The organism is Pseudomonas fildesensis (genome assembly GCF_001050345.1).
GTDB classification, from domain to species: Bacteria; Pseudomonadota; Gammaproteobacteria; order Pseudomonadales; family Pseudomonadaceae; genus Aquipseudomonas; species Aquipseudomonas fildesensis.
Genome location: NZ_LFMW01000039.1, coordinates 110,879 through 136,625 on the forward strand (window position 1 = coordinate 110,879; position 25,747 = coordinate 136,625).

Sequence of the window (25,747 nt, forward strand, 5' to 3'; positions counted from 1 at the left end):
CCTCTACTTGCGCACTTTGATGGAGAACAACCCTTGCGGGCGCAGCATCAGGATCAGAATCACCGAGGACAAGGTGAGTACCTTGGCCATCGAGCCACTGAGGAAAAACTCCGACAGCGATTGCGTCTGGGCGATCAGGAACGCCGAGGCAATGGTGCCGAACAGGCTCTGTGCGCCGCCGAACACCACCACCAGGAAGGTGTCGACGATGTACTGCGAGCCCGCCGTCGGCCCGGTGGAGCCAATCGTAGTGAACGCCGCGCCCGCCACACCGGCTACGCCGCAGCCGAGGGCGAAGGTCATGCGGTCGACCTTGCGTGTATTGATGCCGACGGCGCGGCTCATCAGACGGTTCTGCACGGTGGCACGCACCTGCAAGCCCCAGCGCGAGCGGTAGAGCATCAGGAAGATCGTGGCGGTCAGCAGCAGGGTCAGGCCCATCATGAACAGGCCGTTGCGCGGGATCTCGATGGCGTCGGTGAAGTTCACCGAGCCCATCAGCCAGGCCGGGGGTTCGGCGCTGACTTCACGGGCGCCGAACACCGAGCGGAAGGTTTGCTGCATCACCAGGGACAAGCCCCAGGTCGCCAGCAACGTATCCAGCGGGCGCTTGTACAAGCGGCTGATCATCGCCCACTCCACCAGCCAGCCGACGGCACCGGCGACGAGGAACGACAGGGCGATGGCGAAGAAGAAGTAATAGGGTTGGAAGCTTGGCGCAAAGTGCGCGGTAAGGCTGGAACACACGTAGGTGGTGTAGGCGCCGATGGTCAGGAACTCACCGTGGGCCATGTTGATCACGCCCATCTGGCCGAAAATGATCGCCAGTCCCAATGCCATCAGCAACAGCACGCAGAACACGGACAAGCCGTTGAACCCCTGCATCGCCGCGATGGCTCCAAATTCCGATAGCCATTCCATGATGATGGTCTCCTGAGAGCCAGGTTGAAAACGAACCCGTAGGAGCCTGCTTGTGGTGGCGAGCAAGCTTGCTTGCGCTGGGGTGCGAAGCGCCCCAAAAAAGCCGGCTCCAGCTACGCTGTCGAACGGGAGCAAGCTCCCTCGTCACAACAAGCCGGCGCCTACACGGTTATTGGTAGCCTTTGGGGAACGGGTTCGGCTCGATCAGATCCGACTCGTAGATCACCTTGAACTGGCCGTTGGGCAGCACTTCACCGATGCGCGACTTGCTCCACAGGTGGTGGTTCTCGTGGACCTTCACATAGCCTTCCGGTGCGGTTTTCAGCTCGATGCCAGGGGACGCGGCAACGACTTTATCCACGTCGAAACTGCCGGCCTTCTCCACCGCTGCTTTCCACAACCATGGCCCGAGGTAGGCGGCCTGGGTTACGTCGCCGATCACGGCGTCCTTGCCGTACTTGGCTTTGAACGCTTCGACGAAGGCTTTGTTGTTCGGGTTGTCCAGGCTCTGGAAATACTTCATCGAGGCATAGAAACCGGCCATGTTTTCGCCGCCGATGCCGAGCAGTTCGTCTTCGGTGACCGACAGGGTCAGCAGGGTCTGCTTGGACGAGTTCACGCCCGCCGCGTTGAGTTGCTTGTAGAACGCCACGTTGGAGCCGCCCACGACCGCTGCGAAGACCACGTCAGGTTTTTTCAGCTTGACCTTGTTGATCAGCGAGCCGAACTGGGTGTTGCCCAGCGGGTAGTAGTCTTCGCCGACCACCGTGCCGTGCAATACGTTTTCAATGTGCTTGCGCGCGATCTTCATTGAGGTGCGCGGCCAGATGTAGTCTGAGCCGACCAGGTAGAAGGTCTTGGCGCCTTTGGTCTTGGCGATCCAGTCGAGGCTGGCGAGGATCTGCTGGGTGGCTTCCTGCCCGGTGTAGATCACGTTTTTCGACTGTTCCAGGCCTTCATAGAAGGTCGGGTAGTAGAGCAGGCCGTTTTCTTTCTCGAAGATAGGCAGCACGGCTTTGCGTGATGCGGAGGTCCAGCAGCCGAACACGGCGGCAACCTTGTCGTTGACCAGTAACTTCTTGGCTTTTTCGGCGAACGTCGGCCAGTCGGACGCGCCGTCTTCCTGCACCACCTTGATCTGCCGTCCCAGAATCCCGCCCGAGGCGTTGATTTGCTCGATCGCCAGGCGTTCGGCCTGGATCGAACCGGTCTCGGAAATCGCCATGGTGCCGGTGGCCGAGTGCAACTGGCCGACGGTGACTTCGGTAGCGGTCACGGCCAGGCCTTCGTTATCGGCCAGCACGCCCTGGCTGAACAGCGCGGCCGCCAATAACGACAAGGCCAACAGCGGTTTGGAGCGGATCAATCGTGGTTCCATGGGGCGACTCCTCTGCAATGAGGGGGTCAGCATGGCGGCAGCCGGCCAGCACGGGTATACGCAGCCTGACGTAACGGTGTACGTCATTTGACGTATGCCGCTGCGCACCCTTTTCGAGCAAGTTGTGGCGAGCGGGCTTGTTGTGGCGAGCGGGCTTGCCCCGCGTTGGGCTGCGGAGCAGCCCTAATAAGATCACCGCATTTTTCCAGGTAAATCTCATTGTCTGGTTTTGGGGCTGCTGCGCAGCCCAACGCGGGGCAAGCCCGCTCGCCACAACAGCCTCGCTCACCACAGGAAGCCGGCTCCTACACCGGTTTTGCAGCAGGGCATGAATATTGCTGGCGTTGCCCCATCCTTCCAGGAGTTTTCCACCGTGCAATCCCCTTCCGGCACCCAGCGCATCGTCAAGATCCGCCGCGACTACAACACCTGGGTTGCCGACGAGACCATGGAAGACTACGCCCTGCGCTACACCCCCAAGTCCTTTCGCAAATGGTCGGAGCTGCGCATTGCCAACACGGCCCTGGGCGCGGTGTCGTTCCTGGCGCTGGAGGCGATTGGCGGTGTGTTGGCCTTGAGTTACGGCTTCACCAACACCTTCTGGGCCATTCTCGCGATAAGCCTGGTGATCTTTCTCACCGGCCTGCCCATCAGCTACTACGCCGCCCGCTATGGCGTGGACATGGACCTGCTGACCCGTGGCGCCGGCTTCGGCTATATCGGTTCCACCATCACCTCGCTGATCTACGCCAGTTTCACCTTTCTGTTCTTCGCCCTGGAAGCGGCGATCATGGCGCTGGCCCTGGAGCTGTATTTCCATATCCCGCTGGCCTTCGCCTATGTGATCTGCTCGCTGCTGGTGATCCCGCTGGTGGCCTACGGTGTAACCCTGATCAGCCGCCTGCAACTGTGGACGCAACCGCTGTGGTTGTTTCTGCTGGTGCTGCCCTACGGTTTCGTCTGGTGGAAAAACCCCGACGCATTCAGCGACTGGACCAGCTTTGTCGGGAGCAGCGGCGATGGCGGCGAGTTCAACCTGTTGGCGTTCTGCGCCGCGTGCACCGTGGCGCTGTCGCTGGTGACGCAAATCGGCGAGCAGGTCGACTACCTGCGCTTTCTCCAGGAAAAAACCGCCGCCAACCGCAAACGCTGGTGGGCTGCTCTGCTCTGCGCAGGCCCCGGCTGGATCATCCCCGGCGCGTTGAAAATGTTCGCCGGGGCGTTCCTGGCGTTTCTCGCCCTGCAACATGAAATTCCCATGGAACGCGCCGCCGAGCCGACCCAGATGTACCTGGTCGCTTTCCGGTACGTGTTCAGTTCCCCGGAATGGGCACTCGGCGCCATGGTGCTGTTTGTGTTCATCTCGCAGATGAAGATCAACCTGACCAACGCCTACGCCGGCTCCCTGGCCTGGTCGAATTTTTTCGCCCGCGTGACCCACAGCCACCCGGGGCGCGTGGTGTGGCTGGTGTTCAACGTGGCCATCGCACTGATGCTGATGGAGCTGGGCGTGTTCGATGTGATCGACCAGGTGCTGGGGCTTTACGCGAACATCGCCATTGCCTGGATCGGCACGCTGGTCGCCGACCTGGTGATCAACAAGCCGCTGGGGCTGTCGCCCAAGCACATCGAGTTCAAGCGCGCGCACCTCTACGACATCAACCCGGTGGGCGTCGGCTCGATGCTGGTCGCATCGTTGCTGTCGATCCTCGCCCACTTCGGCCTGTTTGGCAGCCTGGCCCAGGCCGCACCGCCCTTCGTCGCGCTGGGCACGGCATTGGTGATGGCGCCGCTGTTGGCCTGGATGACGAAGGGCAAGTACTACATCGCGCGTACCAGCGACCCACAGTTGATTCACCCGATAGCGCCGGCGACCCACGCGGTTTGCGGGCTGTGCAGCAACCCGTTCGAAACCGCCGACATGGCGTTCTGTCCAGCCTACAGCACGCCGATCTGCTCGCTGTGTTGTTCGCTGGATGCGCGCTGCGGCGACCGCTGCAAACCCCACGCGCGGCTGGTCAGCCAGTTTGAGGCCGTGTTGCGCTCGCTGTTGCCCAATACGTTGATGCCGCGCCTGCATACGCGGTTGGCGCATTACCTGGGGCTGCTATTGGTCCTGGAACTGCTGCTCGCCGGCGCCCTGGCCTTGATCTACGTGCAGGCTGCCCAAGGGTTGCCGCACTCCGAGACCTTGTACCAGGCGTTCTTCAAGGCCTTCCTGACCCTCTCGGTACTGGCCGCCGTGCTCGCCTGGTGGGTGGTGCTGACCCGCGAAAGTCGGCGCGTCGCCCAGGAAGAATCCGACCGCCAGACCCTGCTGCTGATGCACGAAATCGACGCCCACAGCCTCACCGATCAGGCCCTGCAGCAGGCCAAGGAAGCCTCCGAAGCCGCGAATGCCGCCAAGAGCCGCTACGTCACCGGGCTGTCTCACGAACTGCGCACACCGCTGAACAGCATCCTCGGTTTTACCCAGATTCTGCAGCGTGACAGCGCCATGCCCGAGCAGCATCAGGACGCGCTGGCGACCATCCTGCGCAGCGGCTCGCACCTGTTGTCGCTGATCGACGGCCTGCTCGACGTGGCCAAGATCGAGGCCGGCAAGCTACGCCTGGAACTCACTGAAATCCCCTTCCCCGAACTGATCCACGACCTGGAACAGATGTTCACGCCCCAGGCACAGGACAAGGGCCTGCGCTTTCGCCTGGACTGCGTGGGCAAGATCCCGGCGGTGGTGCGTGGCGATGAAAAGCGCGTGCGGCAGATCCTGATCAACCTGCTCGGCAATGCGGTGAATTTCACCGACAGCGGCGAGGTGTGCCTGCGGGTCAGCTACATGCGCGAGACCGCCAATTTTGAAATCATCGACACCGGCATCGGCATTGATCCGGGGCAGATCGAGCGGATTTTCCAGCCGTTCGAGCGCGGCGACCTGATGCGCCAGGACAAGGGCGTGGGCCTGGGGCTGACCATCACGCGCATGCTCACGGCGTTGATGGGCGGCGAGTTGCGTGTCACCAGCGAACTGGACAAGGGCACGTGCTTCCAGGTGCGGCTGTTCCTGTCCCAGGTACGCGCACCGCAGGCGGTGGTGCATGTGGAGCACGACATCATCGGCTACCAGGGCGAGCGCCGACGCATCCTGGTGGTGGACGACCATGTGGACCATCGCAAGGTGCTCAGCGGCATGCTCACGCCATTGGGCTTTGAGGTGATTCAAGCCAGTAACGGCCAGGACGCGATTCGCCAAGTGGCGCTGCTGGCGCCGGACCTGATCCTGATGGACCTGTCGATGCCGACCCTGGACGGCCTGGAAACCAGCCGCTTGATCCGGCGCAATGCGCTGTCCACCGCACCGATTATCGTGATCTCGGCCAACGCCTTTACCGACGACCGCGAGCGCAGCATCGCCGCCGCCTGCAACGACTACCTGGCCAAGCCGGTGCGCACCCCGGAACTGCTCGGGCGCCTGCAACAGCACCTCGACCTGCAGTGGCTACGGCGTACCAAGACCTTCACACCACCGCCGCCACCGAGCGTGCTGCCCAGCGCGGAAGACCTCGCCGCGCTCGCCGAACTCAGTGCCATCGGCTATGTGCGCGGCCTGCACGAAAAACTCGATACGATCCTTGAACACCGCCCCGATGCCGAACTTTTCATCACCAAGGTACGCGGGCTGCTCAAGGGTTTTCGCCTGGATGAACTCAACCGAACCCTCAAGGAGGCCGAAGATGAATGCACTCACCCGCAGCACTGAACCCGGCGTGGTGCTGATCGTCGACGACACCCCGGACAACCTGGCCATGCTCTCCGACGCCCTCGACGACGCCGGCTACATGGTGCTGGTGGCCCTCGACGGCCTCAGCGCGCTGAACCGCGTGCAACGCCGGCGCCCGGACCTGATTTTGCTCGACGCGATGATGCCCGGCCTGGACGGTTTCGAAACCTGCCGCCGGCTCAAGGCGATGCCTGCCAGCGCGGATATCCCGGTGGTGTTCATGACCGGGCTGACCGACAGCAAGCATGTGGTGCAAGGGTTTGAGGTGGGCGGCAGCGATTACGTGACCAAGCCGATCCAGACCGATGAAGTGCTGGCGCGGGTGGCGGCACATTTGCGCACGTCGCGGATTTTGCTGTCGGCGCGGGCGGCGACGCAGCCGAGTGTGTTGACCCTGGAGGATGAGCCGGCGCAGAGGCTTTTGACGGCCAGGTTTCAGCTGACCGAGCGCGAGGTTGAGGTGCTGCGCTGGGTGGCATGCGGCAAGACCAACCGAGATATCGGCGATATCCTGGGGTTGAGCCCGAGGACGGTGAACAAGCATTTGGAGCATGTGTATGTGAAGTTGGGAGTGGAGACCCGAACAGCCGCGACGTCCGTGGCACTCGCTGCAATCTGATCGCTCCAACGCGCAGCAATCGTTCTCAAAATAGTGACGCAGAGCGTCCAGGGCGGCATGCCTTTGCTGCGCGTGGGCATGATCATGCGGGGGTGATGGGCTGCGCGCGTTTGTGCGCTGTTTTCCTGAAGGCGCTTTCCACAATGTCTCTGACCCGCTCACTCACCCGCTCGCCCATCAGGTACGCGTCGATCTCTGCATAGGTGCAGCCATACGCCTGCTCATCCGCCTTGCCGGGCGCCAGCTCTTCCAGGTCTGCGGTGGGTGGCTTGTGCACCAGGTTCGCCGGTGCGCCGAGGGCGGTGGCGAGCAGGCGCACCTGGGTTTTGGTCAGGCCCGAGAGCGGCGCCAGGTCGCAGGCGCCGTCGCCGAATTTGGTGAAGAAACCCATCAGCGCTTCGGCGCCGTGGTCAGTGCCGACCACCAGGCCGTTGTGCAGGTTGGCCACGGCGTACTGCGCGATCATGCGGGTGCGGGCCTTGACGTTGCCTTTGATGAAGTCGACCTGTGCGGCGCTGGCGTCGGCGGCGGACAGGCTCGCCATCAGGCCGTCGACACTGGCGGCGATGTTCAGGGTGTCGATGTGGTCCGGGGAGATAAAGTCCAGGGAGGCCTGGGCATCGTTTTCATCGGCCTGGGTCTTGTACGGCAGGCGCATGGCGATGAAGCGTGCGGCGTAGTTTTCATTGCGCAGTTGCTCCACCGCCCGTTGGCACAGGCGGCCGGCGGTGAGGGAGTCGACGCCGCCGCTGATGCCCAGCACCAGGGCCTTGCAGCCTGACTGGCGCAAGGTGGTCTTGATGAAGTCGATACGCCGCTGGATTTCCCTGGCCTCACCGCCCTTCACCAGTTGCCGGTCGATATTCAGTTCCTGCGCGATACGTTCTTGCATGTCACACCTCCACACTGCCGACATTGAATACCTTCGCCGCGTACTGCAAAAACGAGGCGTCTTCGCAAACGTTCTTGATCGGGTCATCCGAGAATTTCACCACCGGCTCGCCGTGCACCCGCACCAGCTTCATCACGATGCTCAGCGGCTCGACGCCCTCCACATCGCAGGCCAGGCTGGTGCCCATGCCGAAACCGAACTTGGCCTTGCCCTGCACGTGGCGCAGGATCGGCAAGCATTTTTCGAAGTTCAGGCCGTCGGAGAACATCAGGTCCTTGGTCATTGGGTCGATGCCGAGGGCTTTGTAGCGGGCCAGGACTTTGTCGGCCCAGGCAATCGGGTCACCGGAGTCCTGGCGCAGGCCGTCATAGAGCTTGGCGAAGTAGAGGTCGAAGTCCTTGAGGAAAAAATCGGTGCTGATGCAATCGGTCAAGGCAATGCCCAAGCGGCCACGGTATTCACGTACCCAATTCTCCAGGGCCGCGTTCTGGCTTTCGCGCAGGCGGCCCAGTTGCTGGTGCACCATCAGCCATTGGTGGGCCATGGTGCCAATCAGCGGCAGGTCGAATTCGTAGGCCAGGTGCGCGTTGCTGGTGCCGATGAACTGGCCGGGGAAATCGCGGCGCATGATATCGATCACTTCGCGCTGGGCCTTGAACGACAGGCGCCGGCGGGTCGAAAAGTCGGAGACGCGCAGGTCGGCGAGTTCGTCGCGGCTGAGGTTTTTCTCCAGCCAGTCGAACTTCTGGTAGAGCTTGCGGGTGACGTCTTCCAGGGTGACGTCGGGGTATTTGTCGCGGTTGCGCAGCTCGCTGACCAACGCCAGCACCGGCTGTTCAAACATGATGCAGTGCAGCATCGGGCCAACCACACGGATGTTCAGTTGGCCGTCGACTTCACTGACGTGGATATAGCGCAGGTTGAAGCGGAACAGGCCGAGAAAGCGCTCGTAGTCCGGGGTGAGGTATTCGCGAAAGCGTGGGTTGAACAGAAAACGCAGCTCGCCTTCGCGCATCTGCAGGCTGGCGAGTTTTTCCAGTTCATCGCGCAGCTGGGGGATCAGGTGGCCGAGTTTTTCCCTGGAGCGGACGATGAAGTTGTACTCGACGTCAACGTTGGGGTGCTGGTGCAGCACCGCCTGCATCATGGTGAAGGTGTAGTAGTCGGTGTCGAGCAAGCCCTGGATCACCGGGGATTCATAGTCGTAGGCACTTTCCATGGTGTGTCTCCTTAACGCGCGGCCATCGCGGCCAGTTCTTCGCGGGTGCGGCTGATGCCGGCACCGGCCTTGAGCAAATCATTCACGGCCTGTACGCCGCCCTCCTCGGTAATGCCTCGGCAAGCCGGCAGGTGCAGCACCACTTCCAGGCCAGCCTTGAGCAGTTGCAACGCGGTGGTCTTGACGCAGTAGTCGAGGGCCAGGCCGCCGACGATCACACGGGTGACGCCCTGGGCTTTGAGGTACTCGATCACGCCCGTGGAGAGTTTGTCGTGCAGGTCGTGGTAGCAGGCACCGTAGGGGTGCAGGTCGGGTTCGACGCCCTTCCAGATGAAGTAGTCGTAGTCATACGGGGTAGGCAATTCATCCAGCAAGGTAAAGCCTTCGGTGCCCGGTACGCAGTGGCTGACCCAGGTCACATCGGCGTGGGCCAGGCCGGTGGGCTGCAGCATGTCGCTGTGCTGCGTGACCACCCACGGTGCGTGCGGGGTGTGAGCGTCTTTGCTGCCGACGCGGTGGCCGGCGAGGCTGGCCATGTAGTTGAGTTCGGCGCCGATCTGGTCGCCACCGGCCACTGGCAGTTCGCTGGGGCACAGCGGCGTGAAACTCTTCTGGGCGTCGACGTCGAATGAAGCGAGGGCAGTTTTCGAGAGGGTCATGGTGGTTCTCCGGTGGCTTGGAAGTAAAAGTACACGTCATGTACTTTCATTGCAAGAAACATTTGGTTGTCTCGGCTGGAGTCGGTACATGACATATCTGTTCGATCCGTTAGACTGTGCCCCACTGCTGTTCAGAAGGACGTCACATGCCAATTAGCCCCTACCTCCATACCGTCGACCTGTGTGTGCTGTTCTACTGCCGCACCTCCGGGGAATTAAAGCTGCTGCTGAATAAACGCGAAGCCGAGCCGTTCGCCGGACATTGGGCGCTGCCGGGCGTGGTGGTGAATGGCGGCGTGCAAGATCTGAGCCTCCAGGATGCCGTGGAACGGTTGCGCGCCAGTGACAAGGTCGGCCTGAAGCTGGCCTGGAGCGAGCAAGTCGGCACGGTGGGCGATGCGTTTCGCGACCCGCGTTGCTGGTCGTCATCCACTTATTACCTGGCAATCGTGGCGGATGAGATAAGCCTGGCTGAGCATCAAGGCTGGTTTTCGCTGAACGCGGTGGCCGATGGCAGTATCAGGTTGCCGTTCGATCACAACACCATCGTGGCCGCCGTGCAGGAACGGCTGTTCTCCAAGTCGCTGTACAGCAGCTTGCCGTTGATGTTTTTGGGCAATGAATTCAGCGCGCCAGAAGCGACGACGATCTTCTCGCTGGTGCTGGCGCGGCCGGTGTTGAAAACCAGTATTCGCCAGCGTTTGTTGAAGCTGACCGAGGCAGGATATTTGCGCGAGACGGGGCGCAAGAAAAATGGCGAGGGCGGCAGGCCCCAGGCGACGGTGGAGAACCTGAAGCCTGGGGAGATATATTTCTTTGACCGCAGTTTTGCCGATTAACCCTCAAGGTGTAGAAGCCAGCTCTTTGTGGCGAGCAGGCTTTTTGTGGCGAACGGGCTTGTTGTGGCGAGCGGGCTTGCCCCGCGTTGGGGCGCGGAGCGGCCCCATTTCAAGCGATACGCTTGTACCTGAAACACCGCGGTGTCAGGTGTTAGGGCTGCTTCGCAGCCCAACGCGGGGCAAGCCCGCTCGCCACAAAAAGCTCGCTCACCACAAAAAATCAGGCTTGCCACAACAAAGCCCGCTCGCCACAAAAAAGCAGGCTGGCCACAATAAGCGGGCTCGCCACAATGATCCCGCCATCGCGACGACTTAGTTCATCCAGTTGCCGCCATCGACGTTGTAGGTCTGCGCCACCACATAGTCGGCGTCCCTGGAGGCCAGGAAAATCGCCATTCCGGTCAGATCCTCCGCCGTGCCCATGCGCCCGAACGGCACCTCGGCGCCTACCCGCTTCTTCTTCTCGCCCGGCGCCAGGCCTTCATGCCTGGCGAACATCGCATCCACCCCGTCCCAATGCTCGCCGTCCACCACGCCAGGGGCGATGGCGTTGACGTTGATGCCCTGCTTGATCAGGTTCAGCCCCGCCGACTGCGTGAGGCTGATCACCGCTGCCTTGGTCGCGCAGTAGATCGCCACCAGCGGCTCGCCACGCCGCCCAGCCTGGCTGGCCATGTTGATGATCTTGCCGCCATGGCCCTGGCTGATCATTTGCCGGGCTGCGGCCTGCAGGGTGAACAGCGTGCCGGCGACGTTGATCGAGAACAGTCGCTCATAGCTGTCGCGGGTGATGTCGACGATGGGCGCCAGGTCGAACAACGCGGCGTTGTTGATCAGGATGTCCAGCTTGCCGGCCTCGGCCACCACAGCCGCAATCGCACCGTCTATGGAGGCCTGGTCGGTGACGTCCATCGCCACCGCGTAGGCCTGGGGGCCCAGTTCAGCAGCGGTCGCCTGGGCGCGTTGCAGGTTGATATCGGCGATGGCCACGGTCGCGCCTTCAGCGATGTAAGCCTGGGCAAAGGCGCGGCCGATACCGCGCGCCGATCCGGTGATCAGCGCGCTTTTACCTTCGAGTCGTTTCATGGGTTTTGTCCGTCAACGTTATTTGGGATAGCCGGCGCGTTTCATCTCGCGCTCGGTGGTGGACTGGGCCTGGAGCAACGCCTGGTCAACCGACATGCCGCCGGTCAGCGCCGCCGAGAACAGTTTGCCGACAGACGTGCCGATGGCCTGGAATTCAGGAATGGTCACGTACTGGATGCCCACATATGGCACGGGTTGGGCCGAGGGGTGCGCGGGGTCGGCGTGCTTCATCATCTCCAGGGTCACTTGGGCAAACGGCGCGGCCTTCAAGTACGCCTCGTTGTAGGTGGATTGGCGGGTGCCCGGCGGTACGTTGGTGATGCCTTCTTTATCGGCAACCAGCTGGATGTAGTCCTTGGACGTCGCCCAGGTGATGAAAGCCTTGGCGGCGTCCTTGTGCTTGGACGTGGCCGGGATCGCCAGGGACCAGGCGTAGAGCCACGAAGAACCCTTGTCGGTGACTTCGGTCGGAGCGGCGGCGAAGCCAACGCTGTCGGCGACTTTGCTCTGGGTTTTGTCGGTGGTGAACGAGCCGGCGACGCTGGCGTCGACCCAGATCGCACATTTGCCGCTGTTGAACAGCGCCAGCGTCTCGTTGAAGCCGTTGCTCGACACACCCGGCGGGCCGTATTGCTTCAAGGTGTTGACGTAGAAGTTGGCGGCCGCCGTCCACTCGGGGCTGGTCAGTTCCGGCTTCCACTGCTCGTCAAACCAGCGCGCGCCGAAAGCGTTGGCCATGGTGCTCAGCAGCGCGATGTTCTCGCCCCAGCCGGCCTTGCCGCGCAGGCACATGCCGTACTGGCCTTGGTCTTTAGCTGTGAGCTTGGCGGCGAACTCACCGAGCTGGGTCCAGGTGGGGTGCGCGGGCATGCTCAGGCCGGCTTGCTTGAACAAATCGATGCGGTAGTAGGTGACGGTGCTTTCGCCGTAGAACGGCAAGGCGTACAGCGTGTCGTTCACCGACAGGCCCTGGCGCACCGAGGGGAAGATATCGTCGGCGTCGTAATCGGCCGGCAGTTCGGTCAGCGGTTCCAGCCAGTGCTTGGCGCCCCACAGCGGGGTTTCGTAGGTGCCGATGGTGAGCACGTCGAACTGCCCGCCCTGGGTGGCGATATCGGTGGTGAGGCGCTGGCGCAGCACGTTTTCTTCGAGCACCACCCAGTTGAGCTTGATGTCCGGGTGCTGCTGCTCGAACACCTTGGACAGGCGTTGCATGCGGATCATGTCGCTGTTGTTGACCGTGGCGATGGTGACGGTGTCGACGGCGTAGCTGGGCATGGCCAGCGCCAGGCCGGACAGCAGGAACAGCGCTTGCGGAAGCTTGGCTTTGCAGGTCTGGAGCATGGCGGTTTCCACCTGTTGTTTTTGTTGTAGAGGGCCGATTACAGCAGCTTGGCAAGGGCCTCACAAACGAATGGCGAATGCTCGGCTGATACTTTTTTAACCGAGCACCCAGGATCAAAAAAGTATCAGTGCCGGGCGAATGCGGGGGTAGCGCTCACAGCGCTGAGGCGCGTATTTTGGGGTGATTCCACAAATAAAAGAGGCATCACCATGCCCGTCAACCCCGCCACCCTGTTCGAACACCGCCCCGCCGAGCTCGAAGTGATCCTGCCGGAACCGGAGCACTGCTTTCGCTGGTTCGAACACGACTATCCCTATGACTTGGCGCGCTGGAACCACCACCCGGAATTTGAAATCCACCTGATCCGCCAGGGCAGCGGCAAGTTGGTGGCGGGCGACTATATCGGTGCGTTCAGTGCCGGGCATGTCGCACTGATCGGCCCGGACCTGCCCCACGACTGGATCGGCGAACTGGCCACCGACGAATACCTGACCGGGCGCGATGTGGTGCTGCAATTCGACGGCGCCGCCCTCCTCGCCTTGCGCAAAACCCTGCCGGAACTCGGTGACTTGCAGCAACTGTTCGAACTGGCCCGACGCGGCCTGCAGTTCACCGACGAGACCGCGGTGCAGGCGGCCGGGTTAATGGAAGCCATCGGCAGCGCCCACGGCCTGCAACGGCTAATCCTGTTCCTGCAACTGCTCGACACGCTGAAAAACGCCCCGCCAGGGCACGTCCAGGCCCTCGCCAGCCCCTGCTACGCGCCCACCCTCGACGCGCGCAGCGCCGAGCGCATCAACAAGGCCTTCGACTACCTGATGACGGAGCTGACCGGCGATGTGCGCCTGTCGGTGATCGCCCAGCAGTTGGAGATGAGCGAACCGGGCTTCTCGCGCTTCTTCAAACGCAACACCGGCCACGGTTTTATCGACCTGATGCGCAAGTTTCGCGTGCAGCGCGCGTGCCGACTGTTGCTGCAAAGCGACATGTCGGTGGCGGATATCTGCTTTGAAGTGGGCTACGCCAATCTGTCCAACTTCAACCGACACTTTCGGATCGAGATGAACCAGACGCCCAGCGAATACCGGCGCGAAACCGCGATGCACCTGTTCAATCGCATCGAAAAAATGACACCGAGTCATTTCTGATCAAAAGGTCGACTAATTCTGCTTTTTTCCATGCCATTCAAGCCATTGAGCAAAGTTGGTACAGCCTGTGCAAACGTTTGCGGAACGAACTTGTCAGCCAGGTTCACCCTTGCCCGCTGAATCGGGTCTAAACCGCGAACGAATAGGGATTTTCAATGCACCCCACCTCAAGGCGTCCTGCTTCCTTTGGTGTTTCCTTGCTACTGGCGGCCGTTACGGGAGTACTCAGTGTCCCCATTTTGGCGCAGGAAAAACCCGTCGATGACTCAGCACAGGGCGAAACCCTGAGCCCAAAAATCAAGAGCCCCGAAACCAGCCCGACGAAAAAAGGCGTGTATATGTCGGACTGGTTCAACCAGGACCTGACGCTGATCGGCAGCAAAGACATCAGCTTCGGCCCCAAGCCGCAGGATGATGTCTACCTGGAATACGAGTACTTCGGCCGCAAGGGGCCGTTTGAGCTGTATGGCTATATCGACGTGCCGAAGATCCTCACCATCGGTAACAGCAATGACAAAGGCGTGTGGGACCATGGCTCGCCGGTGTTCATGGAGCACGAGCCGCGCATCTCCATCGACTACCTGGCGGGCCGCAGTTTGGCCATCGGGCCGTTCAAGGAATGGTATGTGGCCTTTGACTGGATATACGACCACGGCAGCAATAAAGAGAACCGCGCCAACACCCTGTACAGCGGCCTTGGCACCGACATCGACACGCACTCGCGGGTCAACCTTTCGGCGAACTTCTACGGGCGTTACCAGTGGGAAAACTACGGCGCCAGCAATGAATATTCGTGGGACGGTTACCGGGCGCAGATGAAGTACATCGTACCCATCGGCAAGTTCGACAACGGCGCCTCGCTGACCTACATCGGCTTCACCAACTACGATTTCGGATCAAGCCTGCACAAGGACAACCCGGCGCGCACCGCCAACTCGCTGGTGGCGACCAATGTGTTGTTGTATTCCTTCACCCATCTGCGCTTTACCCTGGTCGGTCGCTACTTTCACAACGGCGGCAACTGGGAGGATGGCAGCGAGTTGAATTTCGGCGAGGGCAACTTCCGCGCCCGCTCAGATGGCTGGGGTTACTACGCCGGGGTGGGATATCAGTTTTAAGTTGCACGCTTCAAGCGGCAAGTTAGAAGCCGTTCGTCATTTATTAAGTGAGGGGGTTTTATGCGCAGAGTCACTCGTCTTTCTATGGCCTTGAGTTTGACCGTCGGGGCCTTTATGGGCTGCGGCGTTGTTGCGGCACAAACGGCACCGATCAAACCGAAGGTGATGCTGATCACCATGTTCGCCCCCGAGGCGCAAACCTGGATCGATCGCCTGGCACTCAAGCAGGAGGTGCGCGTGCCGGGCCTGTCTGCCGAATACCCGGTAATTCGCTGCAACACCCAGGACGTGTGCCTGCTGGTGACGGGCATGGGCCAGACCAACGCCGCCGCGTCGACCCTGGCACTGGCGTTGTCGCCCAAGTTCGACTTGCGCCAGAGCTACTTCCTGATCGCCGGGATTGCCGGCATCAGCCCCAAGCACGGCACCATCGGCACCGCCGCGTGGGCGCATTACCTGGTGGAATTCGGCACCCAATGGGAGCTGGATTCGCGAGATGCGCCCAAGGATTGGCCGACCGGCTATATCGGCATCAACACCAAGGGGCCCAACGAAAAGCCGCCGCTGGACTACAAGACCGAAGTATTTGAGCTGAACCCGAAACTGCAGGCCAGGGCGTTTGCCTTGTCGCAGAAGGTTGAGCTGACGGAAAGCAAGGAGTCCGCCGCCTGGCGCAAACACTACCCCGCCGCCCCGGCCAATCAGCCGCCGCAGGTCACTCGCTGCGACACGCTCGCGGGCAACACCTGGTTCTCCGGCACACGCCTGAGCGAGCGCGCCGAGGTGTGGACCAAGTTGCTGACCGACAACAAAGGCGAGTACTGCACCACGCAACAGGAAGACAACTCCACCTATGAAGCCCTGCTGCGGGCGAGCCGCGAGGGGTTGGTGGACATCCAGCGCTTGGCCGTCGTAAGGGCAGGTTCAGATTTCGACCGCCCGTACCCTGGCTACAGCGAGGTGGATAACCTGCTGAAGTATGCCGACCAGGGTGGATTTGTGCCGGCACTGGAGAACCTGTACCGCACGGGCAACCCGCTGGTACAGGCGATCCTGAAGAACTGGTCCGCGTGGGAAAAAGGCGTTCCAGAGGCCTAGTGTTGATCGTTCCCACGCTCTGCGTGGGAATGCATCCCGTGACGCTCCGCGTCACAAGAGCGGACGCAGAGCGTCCGAGGCGGCATTCCCACGCGGAGCGTGGGAACGATCAGCGCTTTCAGGGCAGGAAGATAATTTTGTCTGCGCTGCCTTGATTCACTTCTTCGTAGCACTGCACCCCGTCGGCCAGCGCCACTTCACGCAGGCCGGTAGGCAGCGGCAACAACCCTTCATCAAAGAAGCGACCGAACTGCTCCAGCATCACCGCACACTGTTCGCAGGTGTAGAGCAACGAGTTGATGCCCACCACTGAACCTCCTTTACGGTAAAGCGCCAGGGCCGGCAACTGCACATGGCCGTCGACCGGTGCGGCGATGATCGCGATGCGGCCGAACGGTGCAAGGCCTGCGACGGCTGCGGGCAACCAGAAGCCCGTGGTGTCGAAGATCACATCGGCACCGCCCTTGAACACGGCATTCACCTGCGGGCCCAGATCTTCTGGCTTGCCCAGCGCAATCGCGTCGAAACCCTGGGCCTGCAACAGCTCTACCTGATCCAACTTGCGCACCGCAGCCAACACCTCGGCTCCGCGAATTTTCGCCAGGGCCAGGGCCGCGCTGCCCACGGCACCGTTCACCCCAATCACCAATAAGCGCGTGCCTTTGCCGACACCGCTGCGCTCCAGCGCATCCCAGGCGGTGGTGTACGGCACGCCGAGGCTGGCGGCCTGGGCAAAACTCAGGTGCGTGGGTTTGTGGGCCACGCCCTTGGCGGACACGGTGAGGTATTGCGCGTGGGAGCCGTCGGCGAAAAAGCCCAGGTCGCGACCGGTGCCCCACACTGCCTGGCCGACCAAATTCTGCGGACCTTGCACCACCACGCCAGCGAAGTCACGACCGGCAATGCGCGGCAGCGTGGTGTAGGGGAAACGGCCAAGTACGTTTTTCACGTCGCTGGGGTTCAGGCCGGCAGCCTTGATTTGCACCAGCACTTCACCAGCGGCGGGCACCGGGGTGGCGACGTCGACAAAACTCAGGGTGGCGAGGTCGCCAGTGGCGGTAAATTGCAGTGCTTTCATCAGCGGTATCCATCAAAGAGAAAAGAGCAATCAGGACAACCAGGCGCTGACCCATTGCCGGCCCATGGGCCAGAGTTTCTCGCCGAGCAACATGCCCATCAGGCCGACCAGTGCGATGGCCGGTGGCGCGGGCGAGCGGAAGTCCAGCGCGCCGTAGATCACGCCGACGAAAAGTCCAATGGCAAGGGAGATCAGGTAACTCATGGGGGCTGCGCCTCGACGGTTGATGGGCTCAGTGTAGGGAGCCCGTCCCGGCAGCATCGGCCAAGAGCTTCAGGATTTCGGCCAAACCCTCAACCGGCATACTGCGACGGCGCCACACCGAGTTCACGGCGGAACATGTCGCTGAAGCTGCTCGGCGAATAACCCAGGGACCGCGCAATACCGCTGACTGACTGGCCCTGGATCAACTCGGCCACCGCCGTGGCCAGTTGCACCTGCCGGCGCCATTCGGCGAAGCCCATGCCCAAGTGGTTCTGGAACAAGCGCGCCAGCGTGCGCACGCTGGCACCGGCGGCTTCGGCGTGTTGCTCGAAGGGGATCTCCAGGGATGGCGCGGCCATGACCGCCTGGCAGGCGCTGATCAGGCGGCGGTCGGCGGCCACCGGCATGGCGATGCGAATGGGCGAGCGCCGCGCCCGCTGCAGCTCCAGCAGCGCCAGGCCGACCACCGCGTCGTAGTACGCCGCATCCGCACTGTCACCCTGCTCCACCAGGTTCACGATCAGTTCACGCAGCAGCCCGCCGACTTCGATCACCTGCACCTGGCTGTCCAGCGTCGCCGCCAACGCCGGGCGCAGGTAGATATTGCGCATCTGCAAATCCGAGACCACGCGAATGCCATGCTCCACCCCCGGTGGCAGCCAGACCGCGCGCTGGGGCGGCACCACCAGTGCTTCCTGTGGCGTCTCGACCCACATCACCCCGCTCATGGCGTACAGCAACTGGCCCCAGTCGTGGCTGTGGGGCTCCACATACAACCCACGCGGGTACGTGCGCGCCAGAGGTTGCACGGGGACGGCGTGATCACTGAGGTCGGGGGGCGCGGCCAGGGCCATGGGGAGCACATCAATGGAGGAGGAACTGGCATGGTAATGACCACCGCTCGAGAATCCGAGTGAATTTTTACCGCCCGCGAGGATCACTTGCTTACACCTGAAGGGTTGAGGGACCAATGAATAATGCAAAGCTGTTTGTGATCGACTACACCCTGCATGGCGAACCCAAGTCATTCATCATCCGCCTGGAAAAACTGGATGCCGCCGAAGCCTGGCATTGGGCAAGCTGTGACGCCGGCGTGGGCCGTATCGGCCGTTTCGCGCGTGAGCAAGTGAAGAAGACCAGCCAGGAGCAGGCCGAGAAATTCGGCATCAAAAACGTACAATGGCGCCGCTCGGATGCGCGCGCTCAGGCTTGATCAAGGAGAGACAACCATGGATTCACCAGGGCCGGTCAACGGCAAGGCGCGGATTGACTACACCCAGGACACCTTGTTCGGGCCATTGGCCAGGCATGTCGAGTGTCAGGTGAGCGTGCGGCACACGCCGAGGCGGATGGAGCTGCGGGTCTTTCAACCGCTGCCGGATGACCTGCATGCGGCGCAAACCGTGGTGCTTGCGTTGGAGGGACGACGGACCAGCGGGGTGGTCAAGGCTCGCCAACGCCTGCCCGACCATAGCCTCAAGCTCGAACTTGAACCCCAATAACACCCAAACCCGTGTAGGAGCCGGCTTGCCGGCGATGGCGGTCTCATGATCAGCGCAAGGCTTGAGGGAGAACTGCCGGCAAGCCGGCTCCTACAGGGAGGTTAGCCTTTGGCCGACTTGGCGCACTCGCAGCCCGTCGCCGCCGCACAAGGCTCGCCGTGTGCATGATGCTCGGCACAGCCCTGGCAGCAATAGCCCTTGCCTTCTTTCATTATCGCGTCAGTTCCCAGCACACACTTGCAATGTGGGCAGGCACAGGTTGTATCTGGCATGGTCAGAACTCCTTCTTCATGGTCGTCCCGGTGCGGCGAGCGCCAGCACCTTAAGCAGTGACTGCGGCCCGCCGTCGATGGTTCAAACCTTCAGTCGGTGCGCGTATTGCTGCGGTACATGAACACCAGCGCCAGTGCCAGCAAGGCCATCGCCACGATCCGGCTGCCCGACAGCTCGATGGCCGGGTTGCCCAGCCAGCCGAAGTTGTCGATCAACATGCCCATGCCCAATTGCCCGACGATGACCGCCACGGTGGCGACCGCCGTACCCACGACAGGCACTGCGCCGACCATCACTATCATGTACACCACGCCGAACAACGCGCCGGTCAGTTGCCATTTCGGCACGTCCAGCAGACTGACGGCCTGGGCCGGCTCGAAGAAGAAGATCAATAGCGCAGTCGTGAGCGCGCCCACCGAGAAGGTCAGCAAACTGCTGCGCAACACGCCCACCGTCTGGCCCAGGCGACCATTGATCGCCGCCTGCACACTCAACACGGCACCCGCAGCGATCACCAGTACCAATAACAGAATCAAATTCATCGCCTTAGCCTCGTGCAATCAAAACAAGTGCCGCCACAATCAACGCCAGGGCAATCCAGCGCTCGACATTGACCCGCTTGCGCGCCGTGCCGAACCAGCCAAAATGGTCGATCAACACGCTCTTGCCGACCTGGCCCGACAGAATCGCGATCATGGTCATGGCGATACCGATGTGAGGCGTGGCCAGCGTCAGCACCACCACGTACATCGGCCCCAGGAAACCGCCGATCAACTGCCAGCGCGGCAGGTCGGTCAACGCAGGGCCCTTCTGCGGGCCGCTGAACAGCAGCAGCACATACAGAATCGCCGTACCGACGCCAAAGATGCTCAAGGTTGCCCACAAGTGCCCCACCTGTACGCCCAGCGGCCCGAGTAACCCGGCTTCCACCGACAGGCCCATGCCGGCCAGGATCACCAGCGGCAACAGCAACAACCGTAGAAGGTTTTTTTTCGGCCTGGCCTGCGCCACACCCTCGATAGAACTGGCTTGCATACATCACCTGCACGTCAACAAAGGATTGGATGACGCGCATTATCCGGTGGTCGTGCTGTGCGATAAATGGGATTATGCGGACAACACCTTTGCGTAAACCGCACAGCATGGAGCCACGATGCAGGGTTTGAATGAACTGAGCTTCAAGGCGCTGCGCCTGTTCGTCGCGGTGCTGGACCACGGCAGCTTTTCCGAAGTGGCGCGCCGCGAGGGCCTGGCGCCCTCCTCCATTTCCCGGCAGATCCAGTTGATGGAACAAGCCCTCGGCCAGCAGCTGCTTTACCGCCACACCCGCGCGGTGAGCCCCACCGAGGCCGGGCGCCTGCTCGGGCGCCACGCACGCTTGATGCTCGAGCAACTGGAAGCCGCCGGCCAGGCGCTGCAGGAACAGGAAAGTGAACCCAGTGGCCTGGTGCGCATCAACGCACCGATGGTATTCGGCCAGCGTCACCTGTCACCGTGGCTGGGTGAGCTGTGCCGGCGTTACCCGAAGCTGCAACTGGACATCCAGCAAACCGACACCTTCGTCGACCCGCTGCAAGACGGCACCGACCTGCTGTTTCGTATCGGCGTGCTCAACGACTCCAGCATGCAGGCCCGTATCTTCGCCCCACAGCGCTTCCGCATCGCCGCCAGCCCCGCCTACCTGGCGCAACATGGCACGCCTCACCACCCGGATGAACTGGTCAACCACCAATGCCTGGCCTACAAAGGCATCACCGGCCAGCAGCGCTGGTTCTTCCGCCGCGCCCAGGGCGACTGGACGCCGTACAGCGTCAAAGGCCCGATCACCGGTAACCACGCCGACACCCTGACCCACGCCGCCGAACAGGGCCTGGGGCTGGTGGTGTTTCCTTCGTGGTTGATTGGCGAAAGCTTGCGCGCCGGTACCTTGCAGGCGGTGCTGACTGAATATGAGGTGGCGACGACGCTGGAGCCTCAGCAGATTGCGGCCTTGTGGCCCGGAAGCCGGCGGTTGTCGCTGAAGGTGCGGACAGTGATTGATTATTTTGTGGAGTGTTTTGGGACGGTGCCGTATTGGGATCGAGGAGCGGTACCGATTATGCAGGCCACGTCTCCTGAGGAAACGTCCGTATTGAAAAAGTAGGCCCGTTCTGATTTTACGGGCCACTATTTCTGGACACGGAATACTGCAGCAGACTTTGGCGCAACCCTTTAAGGAGAGCTGCCATGGATTTCATGTACTACAAACCATCGCGCGCTGAACGAGCCGCTTCAACCAGCGGTCGGGCCGTCTTTGATAGCTCACATGATTTTGGCTATATTTGGCCAAAATATGGAGAGAGCCGAATGATTACAGTACCGCTGGGTGAAGCGAAAAATAATCTGTCAAAACTGGTTGATGAAGCCGCCGCCGGGAAAATCATCACCATTGCCAAGCATGGACGTGCGATGGCACAACTCGTCCCAGTCGGTAAATCGCAAGGCCGGCGAATTGGCGCAATGAAAGGAAAACTGGTCATCCCTGATGATTTCGATTCGCCATTGCCAGACGACGTGGTCGGCGCGTTCGAGGGCAGCCCTACATGAGAGTGTTGCTGGATACCCATATCCTGCTATGGACATTAAGCGATGACCCAAAGCTATCCACCAAGGCAAGGAAGCTGATTGAAAACGCCGCAGAGGTCTACGTCAGTGCTGCGACGTTTTGGGAAATGGCGATAAAAGTCGGGCTGGGGAAACTCGATGTAGACCTCGACAAAGTCCGCGAGTACTGCCTGGCAAGCGGCTTCGTCGAATTACCTGTCACGTCGGAGCATGCGATTGCGGTCAAGGATCTTGAACACCATCACAGGGATCCTTTTGATCGACTCATCGTTGCGACCGCGATGAGCGAACCGATGAAGTTATTGACTGCTGATCCGCTGGTTGCCCAGTACACCTCGCTGGCTATCCTGGCTTGAACCTCCTTTAACTCGACTGCATTCAAAATCCCCGCGCCCACTCAACCCCGCATTCGCCCACTGATCACTTCTTTGGAGCTTCCTCATCCCAGGTCGCCAACATATGGGACGGTATGTAATTCCACACCCCACCCTCGTAACTTCGTCTCTCTACGTAGTAACGTCCCGGCTTAGGGTTTGCAAACTGGCATGTAGGTAAAGGAGCTGAGTCACGACAATCGTATTCCGTATCGGTGGGAAACTGGCCTTGGCGAATCAGTAAATCCCCCCGCCACCCTGGATTTGGAGGGATCGGGGTACTAACGTGCAGCATTCGAGTACCTTGCGGCACATCAAAAAAATATTTGCGTGGGCTATCGTTGTAGATAGGAGGACCTGAGTACGCTTCACCGTTGACGAGTTTTATACCTTCGATACAGCGTCGGCCTACTTCATCAAATACCTGTGTAACCCGCTCCGATGGCTGTCCAATGTCCTTTGCTGCGCGCTCCAGCCCACAAACAGTTGTCCCGCCATGATCAAACGGATCGTTCCAATACAATAAATTGGCGCGGGCGACCATCGCGAAGGCGGGCCCTGTACCCCACTCTTTGGCGAGCTTACAAAAAGCTTGGCTGATAAGGCCATTTAAAGGGCTTGGAGGTACATTGGCTGTACACATATCACGCATGAAGCCGTCCGGGTCCTTATACGTGTCAGAGGCGATAAGAAAATGTTGCTGCTTGGTCACATACCATCGGAGAGAGGCGCCAATGACATCGGGAAAGGAGTCATAGATACCGTCAAATATGTGAGTCGCATCAAGATTATTATCAAGAAACAGACCATGGCCCAACTCATGCCCTACAACATCCGGCACTGCGGAAGAGTAAAAATCTTTCTCGTCGCCGTTGTCCATGGCAAGCGTACTTGGAGGGTTCCATCTGGCACCGTTTAGACTACGAGACACGACAATTAGTTGTCGAGAAAACGCTGGCACGTTTACATATTCCCGGTACATTTCAAGCGCAGTTTCAACCAGGTAGTGGGCATCATTAATCGGTGAAAAAGCCCCATTAACTATGGGCTCATTGCTAACGGGACAGGGGAAAACCCACGGCGTGCCTTCATCGCTGGATTCGTTGTGAATCCGCGAGGATACCCGCGGATTGCTCAGGGTACAGACGGTTCCTGCGGTGTTCGAAAGCCCATCAAGTGCAGGACGCTCCTCACCGGTAGTTTCTTCGCCGGTGGCCCCGAGGCCGTAGGTATAGTGCCCTATCTTGAGGTTCCCTCCCGTTCCCTTGATCAAGGTTGGAACAGTAAACTCTTCCGCTATCGCGGTCACAGGCTTAACGGGATCAATCACCTTTACCCATTCGGCACCGGCGTTTCCGACAGGCGAGTCATCGGCAACACGCAACACGCTTCCATCCACTGCATTGACTACCACCCGTAATACCCTTTGCTGCGCGGGGTATTCGATCATCATTCGGTACGCCCACTTTGAATGCCTCGGTTGCGCAACAATACCCAACGTAGCGGGTACCAATTGACGAGCACCGCTCAACACCAAAGGTGGAAACTTATCGGCCAAGAACCTGCCGGCACTGGCTGCCGCCACTTTCGCCTTGTACGCCTGTGCCCTGGGATCACTTTCATCCTGAGGCAAAGCAACCCAGGCATCCTGAGCACTTGGCAAGGAAGCACGCTCAGGCAATTCAGCGTCCAACCCCAAGGCAAGGGTTCCGACAGCGTTTATTATTTGCCCCTGATTGTCGCGTTCCACCACCAACCCGGCACCGAATACCTGTTGATCACTGTACATTTGCTGCAGACGAACTTGTTGAGTGCCATGCTCTGTCGGTACTGCCAGCAATTTTTTCAAGTCGTCGTGGCGACTCATACCCAATAGCTTGGGAAGCGCCTCAAACGCAATCGGAGGATCAAAATGCTTATCCACTGACGTAAGTGTGGCGGCCATTGCAACCGAGGTCGCCATCGCGCCCCAAAAGAACAACCCTATACAAATAACTGATCTAGTCGACATTCCAAACTCCTTATTAGTAATACTAATAAGCCTGTCAGAAAAATTCCGTGTAATGCGCGTCACTGATATCCATACCAGAGCACAACATCCGGAAATGCTATTGCCGAATAGAACCGAATAATTTAGCGGGCTTGCGTAAACCTCACTTCGTCACAAGAGCCCGCAGATCAAGACGTAAACACACTATTTCTGTAATGGCTACAACGCAGCTTAGGTCACTTTAAAGACAAAGCCCGATTTTGTTGGGTTAAAACACCCACTGCCCAATCAACCACGCATTCGCCCCACTGATCACCGCAAACAGAAACCACGCTAACAACCGCGTCGGCAGGCGATTGACGAACGGGCCCATCAGTTGTTTGTCGCCCGTCATACGGATCAGTGGGTACAGCGCAAACGGCAACTGCAGGCTGAGCACCACCTGGCTGAGAATCAGCAATTTTCCGATGGCATCATCGCCCATCAGCCATACGCCGAGGAACGCCGGGATCAGCGCCAGCCCGCGGGTGATCAGGCGTCGCTGCCAGCACGGAATACGCAGGTTGAGGTAACCCTCCATGATCACTTGGCCGGCGATGGTGCCGGTAAAGGTCGAACTCTGCCCCGAGGCCAGCAAGGCGACGCCGAACAGGATGCTGGCGAAGGCGCCGCCCACCAGCGGGTCGAGCAGGTGGTAGGCGTCCTGGATTTCCACCACGTCGGCGTGGCCGGTCTTGTGGAACGCGGCGGCCGCGAGTACCAGGATCGCCGCGTTGACCAGCAAGGCCAATGCCAGTGAGCCAATGGTGTCGATGCGTGCGAGCTTGACCGCGTCCTGTTTACTGGCGAGGTCTTTGCCGATCAGGCGGGTTTGCACAATCGAGCTATGCAGGTAAAGGTTATGCGGCATGACCGTCGCGCCCAGAATGCCGATGGCCAGGTACAGCGGTGCAGCATCGCTGATGGCCGACAGTGACGGCGTGAAACCGCTGAGCACGTCCGGCCAGTAGGGTTTGATCAGCACCAGTTCAATAAAGAAACACACGCCGATGGTTGCCACCAGCGCCAGCATGATCGCTTCCAGACGGCGGAAACCCCGGTTTTGCAGGGCAAGGATCAGCAATGTGTCGAAGGCGGTGATGACAATACCGGTGGTCAACGACACACCCAGCAGCAGGTGAAACGCCAACGCGCAGCCGAGCACCTCGGCGAGGTCGGTGGCAATGATGGAGATTTCGGCCAATACCCACTGGGTGCGGGCGGAGCGTTTGCTGTAGCGCTCGCGGCACAGTTGCGCCAGGTCCTTGCCGGTGGCGATACCCAGCCGCGAGCACAGGCACTGCACCGCCATCCCCGCCAGGCTGGCCAGCAGCACCACAAACAGCAGGTTGTAGCCGTAGCGCGAGCCGGCTTCGATGGCCGTGGCCCAGTTGCCCGGGTCCATGTAGCCGATGGAGATCAGCAAGCCGGGGCCGGCGAACATCAATGCCCGTTTGAAAAACGGAGCGTTGGGGTCAACAGCGACGGAGCCGGCCACTTCGGGCGGGCAGAACGGGGCGGTAGCGATTTTCGGCAGGCTGAATTTCACGCAGTATTCCAGGCAAACACACAAGACAGGCCCG

At 60.7% G+C, this 25,747-nt stretch carries 26 protein-coding genes; 11 read left to right on the forward strand and 15 right to left on the reverse strand.

What is annotated here, in order from left to right:
• Window positions 1–3: 3 nt before the first annotated feature.
• Together urtB and urtA are read right to left on the reverse strand one after the other, a co-directional pair.
• Complete coding sequence (urtB, locus tag ACR52_RS27780) at window positions 4–921, reverse strand: urea ABC transporter permease subunit UrtB (protein WP_048731457.1); 918 nt, start codon at window positions 919–921, stop codon at window positions 4–6.
• Window positions 922–1,090: 169 nt separating this feature from the next.
• Window positions 1,091–2,299, reverse strand: a complete 1,209-nt coding sequence (urtA, locus tag ACR52_RS27785) for an urea ABC transporter substrate-binding protein (protein WP_048731459.1) — start codon at window positions 2,297–2,299, stop codon at window positions 1,091–1,093.
• A gap of 328 nt (window positions 2,300–2,627) precedes the next feature.
• Between urtA and ACR52_RS27790 the strand changes: the two genes are divergently transcribed.
• Complete coding sequence (locus ACR52_RS27790; protein ID WP_048731461.1) at window positions 2,628–6,056, forward strand: ATP-binding protein; 3,429 nt, start codon at window positions 2,628–2,630, stop codon at window positions 6,054–6,056.
• Window positions 6,031–6,696, forward strand: a complete 666-nt coding sequence (locus tag ACR52_RS27795; protein WP_048731463.1) for a response regulator — start codon at window positions 6,031–6,033, stop codon at window positions 6,694–6,696. The genes ACR52_RS27790 and ACR52_RS27795 overlap by 26 nt, the downstream gene beginning before the upstream one ends.
• Window positions 6,697–6,778: 82 nt before the next feature.
• Here the strand turns inward: ACR52_RS27795 and nadE are convergent, their stop codons facing one another.
• The 3 genes from nadE to ACR52_RS27810 are packed head-to-tail and all read right to left on the reverse strand — an operon-like array spanning window position 6,779 to window position 9,466.
• Complete coding sequence (nadE, locus tag ACR52_RS27800) at window positions 6,779–7,588, reverse strand: ammonia-dependent NAD(+) synthetase (RefSeq protein ID WP_048731465.1); 810 nt, start codon at window positions 7,586–7,588, stop codon at window positions 6,779–6,781.
• Between the two features lies 1 nt (window position 7,589).
• On the reverse strand, window positions 7,590–8,807 hold the full coding sequence (gene pncB / locus ACR52_RS27805; RefSeq protein ID WP_048731467.1) for a nicotinate phosphoribosyltransferase: 1,218 nt from the start codon (window positions 8,805–8,807) through the stop codon (window positions 7,590–7,592).
• A gap of 11 nt (window positions 8,808–8,818) precedes the next feature.
• Complete coding sequence (locus ACR52_RS27810; RefSeq protein ID WP_048731468.1) at window positions 8,819–9,466, reverse strand: nicotinamidase; 648 nt, start codon at window positions 9,464–9,466, stop codon at window positions 8,819–8,821.
• A gap of 146 nt (window positions 9,467–9,612) precedes the next feature.
• Here ACR52_RS27810 and ACR52_RS27815 point away from each other — a divergent pair, with 146 nt between their 5' ends.
• Window positions 9,613–10,305, forward strand: coding sequence for an NUDIX hydrolase (locus tag ACR52_RS27815; RefSeq protein ID WP_048731469.1), 693 nt, complete (start codon window positions 9,613–9,615; stop codon window positions 10,303–10,305).
• Window positions 10,306–10,617: 312 nt separating this feature from the next.
• Here the strand turns inward: ACR52_RS27815 and ACR52_RS27820 are convergent, their stop codons facing one another.
• Together ACR52_RS27820 and ACR52_RS27825 are read right to left on the reverse strand one after the other, a co-directional pair.
• Complete coding sequence (locus tag ACR52_RS27820) at window positions 10,618–11,391, reverse strand: L-iditol 2-dehydrogenase (protein ID WP_048731471.1); 774 nt, start codon at window positions 11,389–11,391, stop codon at window positions 10,618–10,620.
• A gap of 18 nt (window positions 11,392–11,409) precedes the next feature.
• Complete coding sequence (locus tag ACR52_RS27825) at window positions 11,410–12,669, reverse strand: ABC transporter substrate-binding protein (RefSeq protein ID WP_236692216.1); 1,260 nt, start codon at window positions 12,667–12,669, stop codon at window positions 11,410–11,412.
• 276 nt (window positions 12,670–12,945) lie between these two features.
• Here ACR52_RS27825 and ACR52_RS27830 point away from each other — a divergent pair, with 276 nt between their 5' ends.
• From ACR52_RS27830 to ACR52_RS27840, 3 genes are all read left to right on the forward strand, one after another.
• Window positions 12,946–13,884 (forward strand): AraC family transcriptional regulator, encoded by a 939-nt coding sequence (locus ACR52_RS27830; protein ID WP_048731474.1) that lies wholly within the window; start codon window positions 12,946–12,948, stop codon window positions 13,882–13,884.
• Between the two features lie 155 nt (window positions 13,885–14,039).
• Window positions 14,040–15,002, forward strand: coding sequence for a nucleoside-specific channel-forming protein Tsx (locus ACR52_RS27835; protein WP_048731475.1), 963 nt, complete (start codon window positions 14,040–14,042; stop codon window positions 15,000–15,002).
• Window positions 15,003–15,062: 60 nt separating this feature from the next.
• Window positions 15,063–16,100, forward strand: coding sequence for a purine-nucleoside phosphorylase (locus ACR52_RS27840; protein WP_048731476.1), 1,038 nt, complete (start codon window positions 15,063–15,065; stop codon window positions 16,098–16,100).
• A 118-nt stretch (window positions 16,101–16,218) separates the two neighbouring features.
• On the opposite strand, the gene ACR52_RS27845 is transcribed toward ACR52_RS27840, so the two are convergent.
• The 3 genes from ACR52_RS27845 to ACR52_RS27850 form a co-directional block, all read right to left on the reverse strand.
• Window positions 16,219–17,178 (reverse strand): quinone oxidoreductase family protein, encoded by a 960-nt coding sequence (locus ACR52_RS27845; protein WP_048731477.1) that lies wholly within the window; start codon window positions 17,176–17,178, stop codon window positions 16,219–16,221.
• A gap of 30 nt (window positions 17,179–17,208) precedes the next feature.
• Window positions 17,209–17,382, reverse strand: coding sequence for a DUF1427 family protein (locus ACR52_RS29990; protein ID WP_082143267.1), 174 nt, complete (start codon window positions 17,380–17,382; stop codon window positions 17,209–17,211).
• A gap of 89 nt (window positions 17,383–17,471) precedes the next feature.
• Window positions 17,472–18,236, reverse strand: coding sequence for an AraC family transcriptional regulator (locus ACR52_RS27850; RefSeq protein WP_048731478.1), 765 nt, complete (start codon window positions 18,234–18,236; stop codon window positions 17,472–17,474).
• Window positions 18,237–18,352: 116 nt separating this feature from the next.
• Here ACR52_RS27850 and ACR52_RS27855 point away from each other — a divergent pair, with 116 nt between their 5' ends.
• Together ACR52_RS27855 and ACR52_RS27860 are read left to right on the forward strand one after the other, a co-directional pair.
• Complete coding sequence (locus ACR52_RS27855) at window positions 18,353–18,595, forward strand: DUF6555 family protein (RefSeq protein WP_048731479.1); 243 nt, start codon at window positions 18,353–18,355, stop codon at window positions 18,593–18,595.
• A 16-nt stretch (window positions 18,596–18,611) separates the two neighbouring features.
• On the forward strand, window positions 18,612–18,884 hold the full coding sequence (locus ACR52_RS27860) for a hypothetical protein (protein ID WP_048731482.1): 273 nt from the start codon (window positions 18,612–18,614) through the stop codon (window positions 18,882–18,884).
• A gap of 101 nt (window positions 18,885–18,985) precedes the next feature.
• On the opposite strand, the gene ACR52_RS29995 is transcribed toward ACR52_RS27860, so the two are convergent.
• From ACR52_RS29995 to ACR52_RS27870, 3 genes are all read right to left on the reverse strand, one after another.
• On the reverse strand, window positions 18,986–19,156 hold the full coding sequence (locus tag ACR52_RS29995; RefSeq protein WP_082143268.1) for a metallothionein: 171 nt from the start codon (window positions 19,154–19,156) through the stop codon (window positions 18,986–18,988).
• A gap of 90 nt (window positions 19,157–19,246) precedes the next feature.
• Entirely contained in the window at window positions 19,247–19,699 is a 453-nt protein-coding gene (locus ACR52_RS27865; RefSeq protein WP_048731484.1) for a DMT family transporter, read from the reverse strand.
• 4 nt (window positions 19,700–19,703) lie between these two features.
• The gene (locus ACR52_RS27870) at window positions 19,704–20,192 is read right to left on the reverse strand and encodes a DMT family transporter (RefSeq protein ID WP_048731486.1); all 489 of its coding nucleotides are present in this window, start codon (window positions 20,190–20,192) and stop codon (window positions 19,704–19,706) included.
• Between the two features lie 118 nt (window positions 20,193–20,310).
• Between ACR52_RS27870 and ACR52_RS27875 the strand changes: the two genes are divergently transcribed.
• The 3 genes from ACR52_RS27875 to ACR52_RS27885 all read left to right on the forward strand — a co-directional run bounded on the left by ACR52_RS27875 (window position 20,311) and on the right by ACR52_RS27885 (window position 22,117).
• Complete coding sequence (locus ACR52_RS27875; RefSeq protein WP_048731488.1) at window positions 20,311–21,300, forward strand: LysR family transcriptional regulator; 990 nt, start codon at window positions 20,311–20,313, stop codon at window positions 21,298–21,300.
• An 83-nt stretch (window positions 21,301–21,383) separates the two neighbouring features.
• Window positions 21,384–21,743, forward strand: coding sequence for a type II toxin-antitoxin system Phd/YefM family antitoxin (locus ACR52_RS27880; protein WP_082143269.1), 360 nt, complete (start codon window positions 21,384–21,386; stop codon window positions 21,741–21,743).
• Window positions 21,740–22,117, forward strand: coding sequence for a type II toxin-antitoxin system VapC family toxin (locus ACR52_RS27885; RefSeq protein WP_048731492.1), 378 nt, complete (start codon window positions 21,740–21,742; stop codon window positions 22,115–22,117). Before ACR52_RS27880 ends, ACR52_RS27885 begins: the two co-directional genes overlap by 4 nt.
• 64 nt (window positions 22,118–22,181) lie before the next feature.
• Here the strand turns inward: ACR52_RS27885 and ACR52_RS27890 are convergent, their stop codons facing one another.
• Complete coding sequence (locus ACR52_RS27890) at window positions 22,182–24,146, reverse strand: hypothetical protein (protein ID WP_048731493.1); 1,965 nt, start codon at window positions 24,144–24,146, stop codon at window positions 22,182–22,184.
• A gap of 247 nt (window positions 24,147–24,393) precedes the next feature.
• A complete protein-coding gene (locus tag ACR52_RS27895) occupies window positions 24,394–25,713 on the reverse strand; it encodes an Nramp family divalent metal transporter (RefSeq protein WP_048731495.1) in 1,320 nt (439 codons plus the stop codon).
• Window positions 25,714–25,747 lie beyond the last annotated feature (34 nt).

Bases quoted from the DNA above. Each gene is read 5' to 3' on its own strand.
- urtB (WP_048731457.1), bottom strand. From the start codon at position 921: ATGGAATGGCTATCGGAATTTGGAGCCATCGCGGCGATGCAGGGGTTC.
- urtA (WP_048731459.1), bottom strand. From the start codon at position 2,299: ATGGAACCACGATTGATCCGCTCCAAACCGCTGTTGGCCTTGTCGTTA.
- ACR52_RS27790 (WP_048731461.1), top strand. From the start codon at position 2,628: ATGAATATTGCTGGCGTTGCCCCATCCTTCCAGGAGTTTTCCACCGTG.
- ACR52_RS27795 (WP_048731463.1), top strand. From the start codon at position 6,031: ATGAATGCACTCACCCGCAGCACTGAACCCGGCGTGGTGCTGATCGTC.
- nadE (WP_048731465.1), bottom strand. From the start codon at position 7,588: ATGCAAGAACGTATCGCGCAGGAACTGAATATCGACCGGCAACTGGTG.
- pncB (WP_048731467.1), bottom strand. From the start codon at position 8,807: ATGGAAAGTGCCTACGACTATGAATCCCCGGTGATCCAGGGCTTGCTC.
- ACR52_RS27810 (WP_048731468.1), bottom strand. From the start codon at position 9,466: ATGACCCTCTCGAAAACTGCCCTCGCTTCATTCGACGTCGACGCCCAG.
- ACR52_RS27815 (WP_048731469.1), top strand. From the start codon at position 9,613: ATGCCAATTAGCCCCTACCTCCATACCGTCGACCTGTGTGTGCTGTTC.
- ACR52_RS27820 (WP_048731471.1), bottom strand. From the start codon at position 11,391: ATGAAACGACTCGAAGGTAAAAGCGCGCTGATCACCGGATCGGCGCGC.
- ACR52_RS27825 (WP_236692216.1), bottom strand. From the start codon at position 12,669: ATGCCCAGCTACGCCGTCGACACCGTCACCATCGCCACGGTCAACAAC.
- ACR52_RS27830 (WP_048731474.1), top strand. From the start codon at position 12,946: ATGCCCGTCAACCCCGCCACCCTGTTCGAACACCGCCCCGCCGAGCTC.
- ACR52_RS27835 (WP_048731475.1), top strand. From the start codon at position 14,040: ATGCACCCCACCTCAAGGCGTCCTGCTTCCTTTGGTGTTTCCTTGCTA.
- ACR52_RS27840 (WP_048731476.1), top strand. From the start codon at position 15,063: ATGCGCAGAGTCACTCGTCTTTCTATGGCCTTGAGTTTGACCGTCGGG.
- ACR52_RS27845 (WP_048731477.1), bottom strand. From the start codon at position 17,178: ATGAAAGCACTGCAATTTACCGCCACTGGCGACCTCGCCACCCTGAGT.
- ACR52_RS29990 (WP_082143267.1), bottom strand. From the start codon at position 17,382: ATGAGTTACCTGATCTCCCTTGCCATTGGACTTTTCGTCGGCGTGATC.
- ACR52_RS27850 (WP_048731478.1), bottom strand. From the start codon at position 18,236: ATGGCCCTGGCCGCGCCCCCCGACCTCAGTGATCACGCCGTCCCCGTG.
- ACR52_RS27855 (WP_048731479.1), top strand. From the start codon at position 18,353: ATGAATAATGCAAAGCTGTTTGTGATCGACTACACCCTGCATGGCGAA.
- ACR52_RS27860 (WP_048731482.1), top strand. From the start codon at position 18,612: ATGGATTCACCAGGGCCGGTCAACGGCAAGGCGCGGATTGACTACACC.
- ACR52_RS29995 (WP_082143268.1), bottom strand. From the start codon at position 19,156: ATGCCAGATACAACCTGTGCCTGCCCACATTGCAAGTGTGTGCTGGGA.
- ACR52_RS27865 (WP_048731484.1), bottom strand. From the start codon at position 19,699: ATGAATTTGATTCTGTTATTGGTACTGGTGATCGCTGCGGGTGCCGTG.
- ACR52_RS27870 (WP_048731486.1), bottom strand. From the start codon at position 20,192: ATGCAAGCCAGTTCTATCGAGGGTGTGGCGCAGGCCAGGCCGAAAAAA.
- ACR52_RS27875 (WP_048731488.1), top strand. From the start codon at position 20,311: ATGCAGGGTTTGAATGAACTGAGCTTCAAGGCGCTGCGCCTGTTCGTC.
- ACR52_RS27880 (WP_082143269.1), top strand. From the start codon at position 21,384: ATGGATTTCATGTACTACAAACCATCGCGCGCTGAACGAGCCGCTTCA.
- ACR52_RS27885 (WP_048731492.1), top strand. From the start codon at position 21,740: ATGAGAGTGTTGCTGGATACCCATATCCTGCTATGGACATTAAGCGAT.
- ACR52_RS27890 (WP_048731493.1), bottom strand. From the start codon at position 24,146: ATGTCGACTAGATCAGTTATTTGTATAGGGTTGTTCTTTTGGGGCGCG.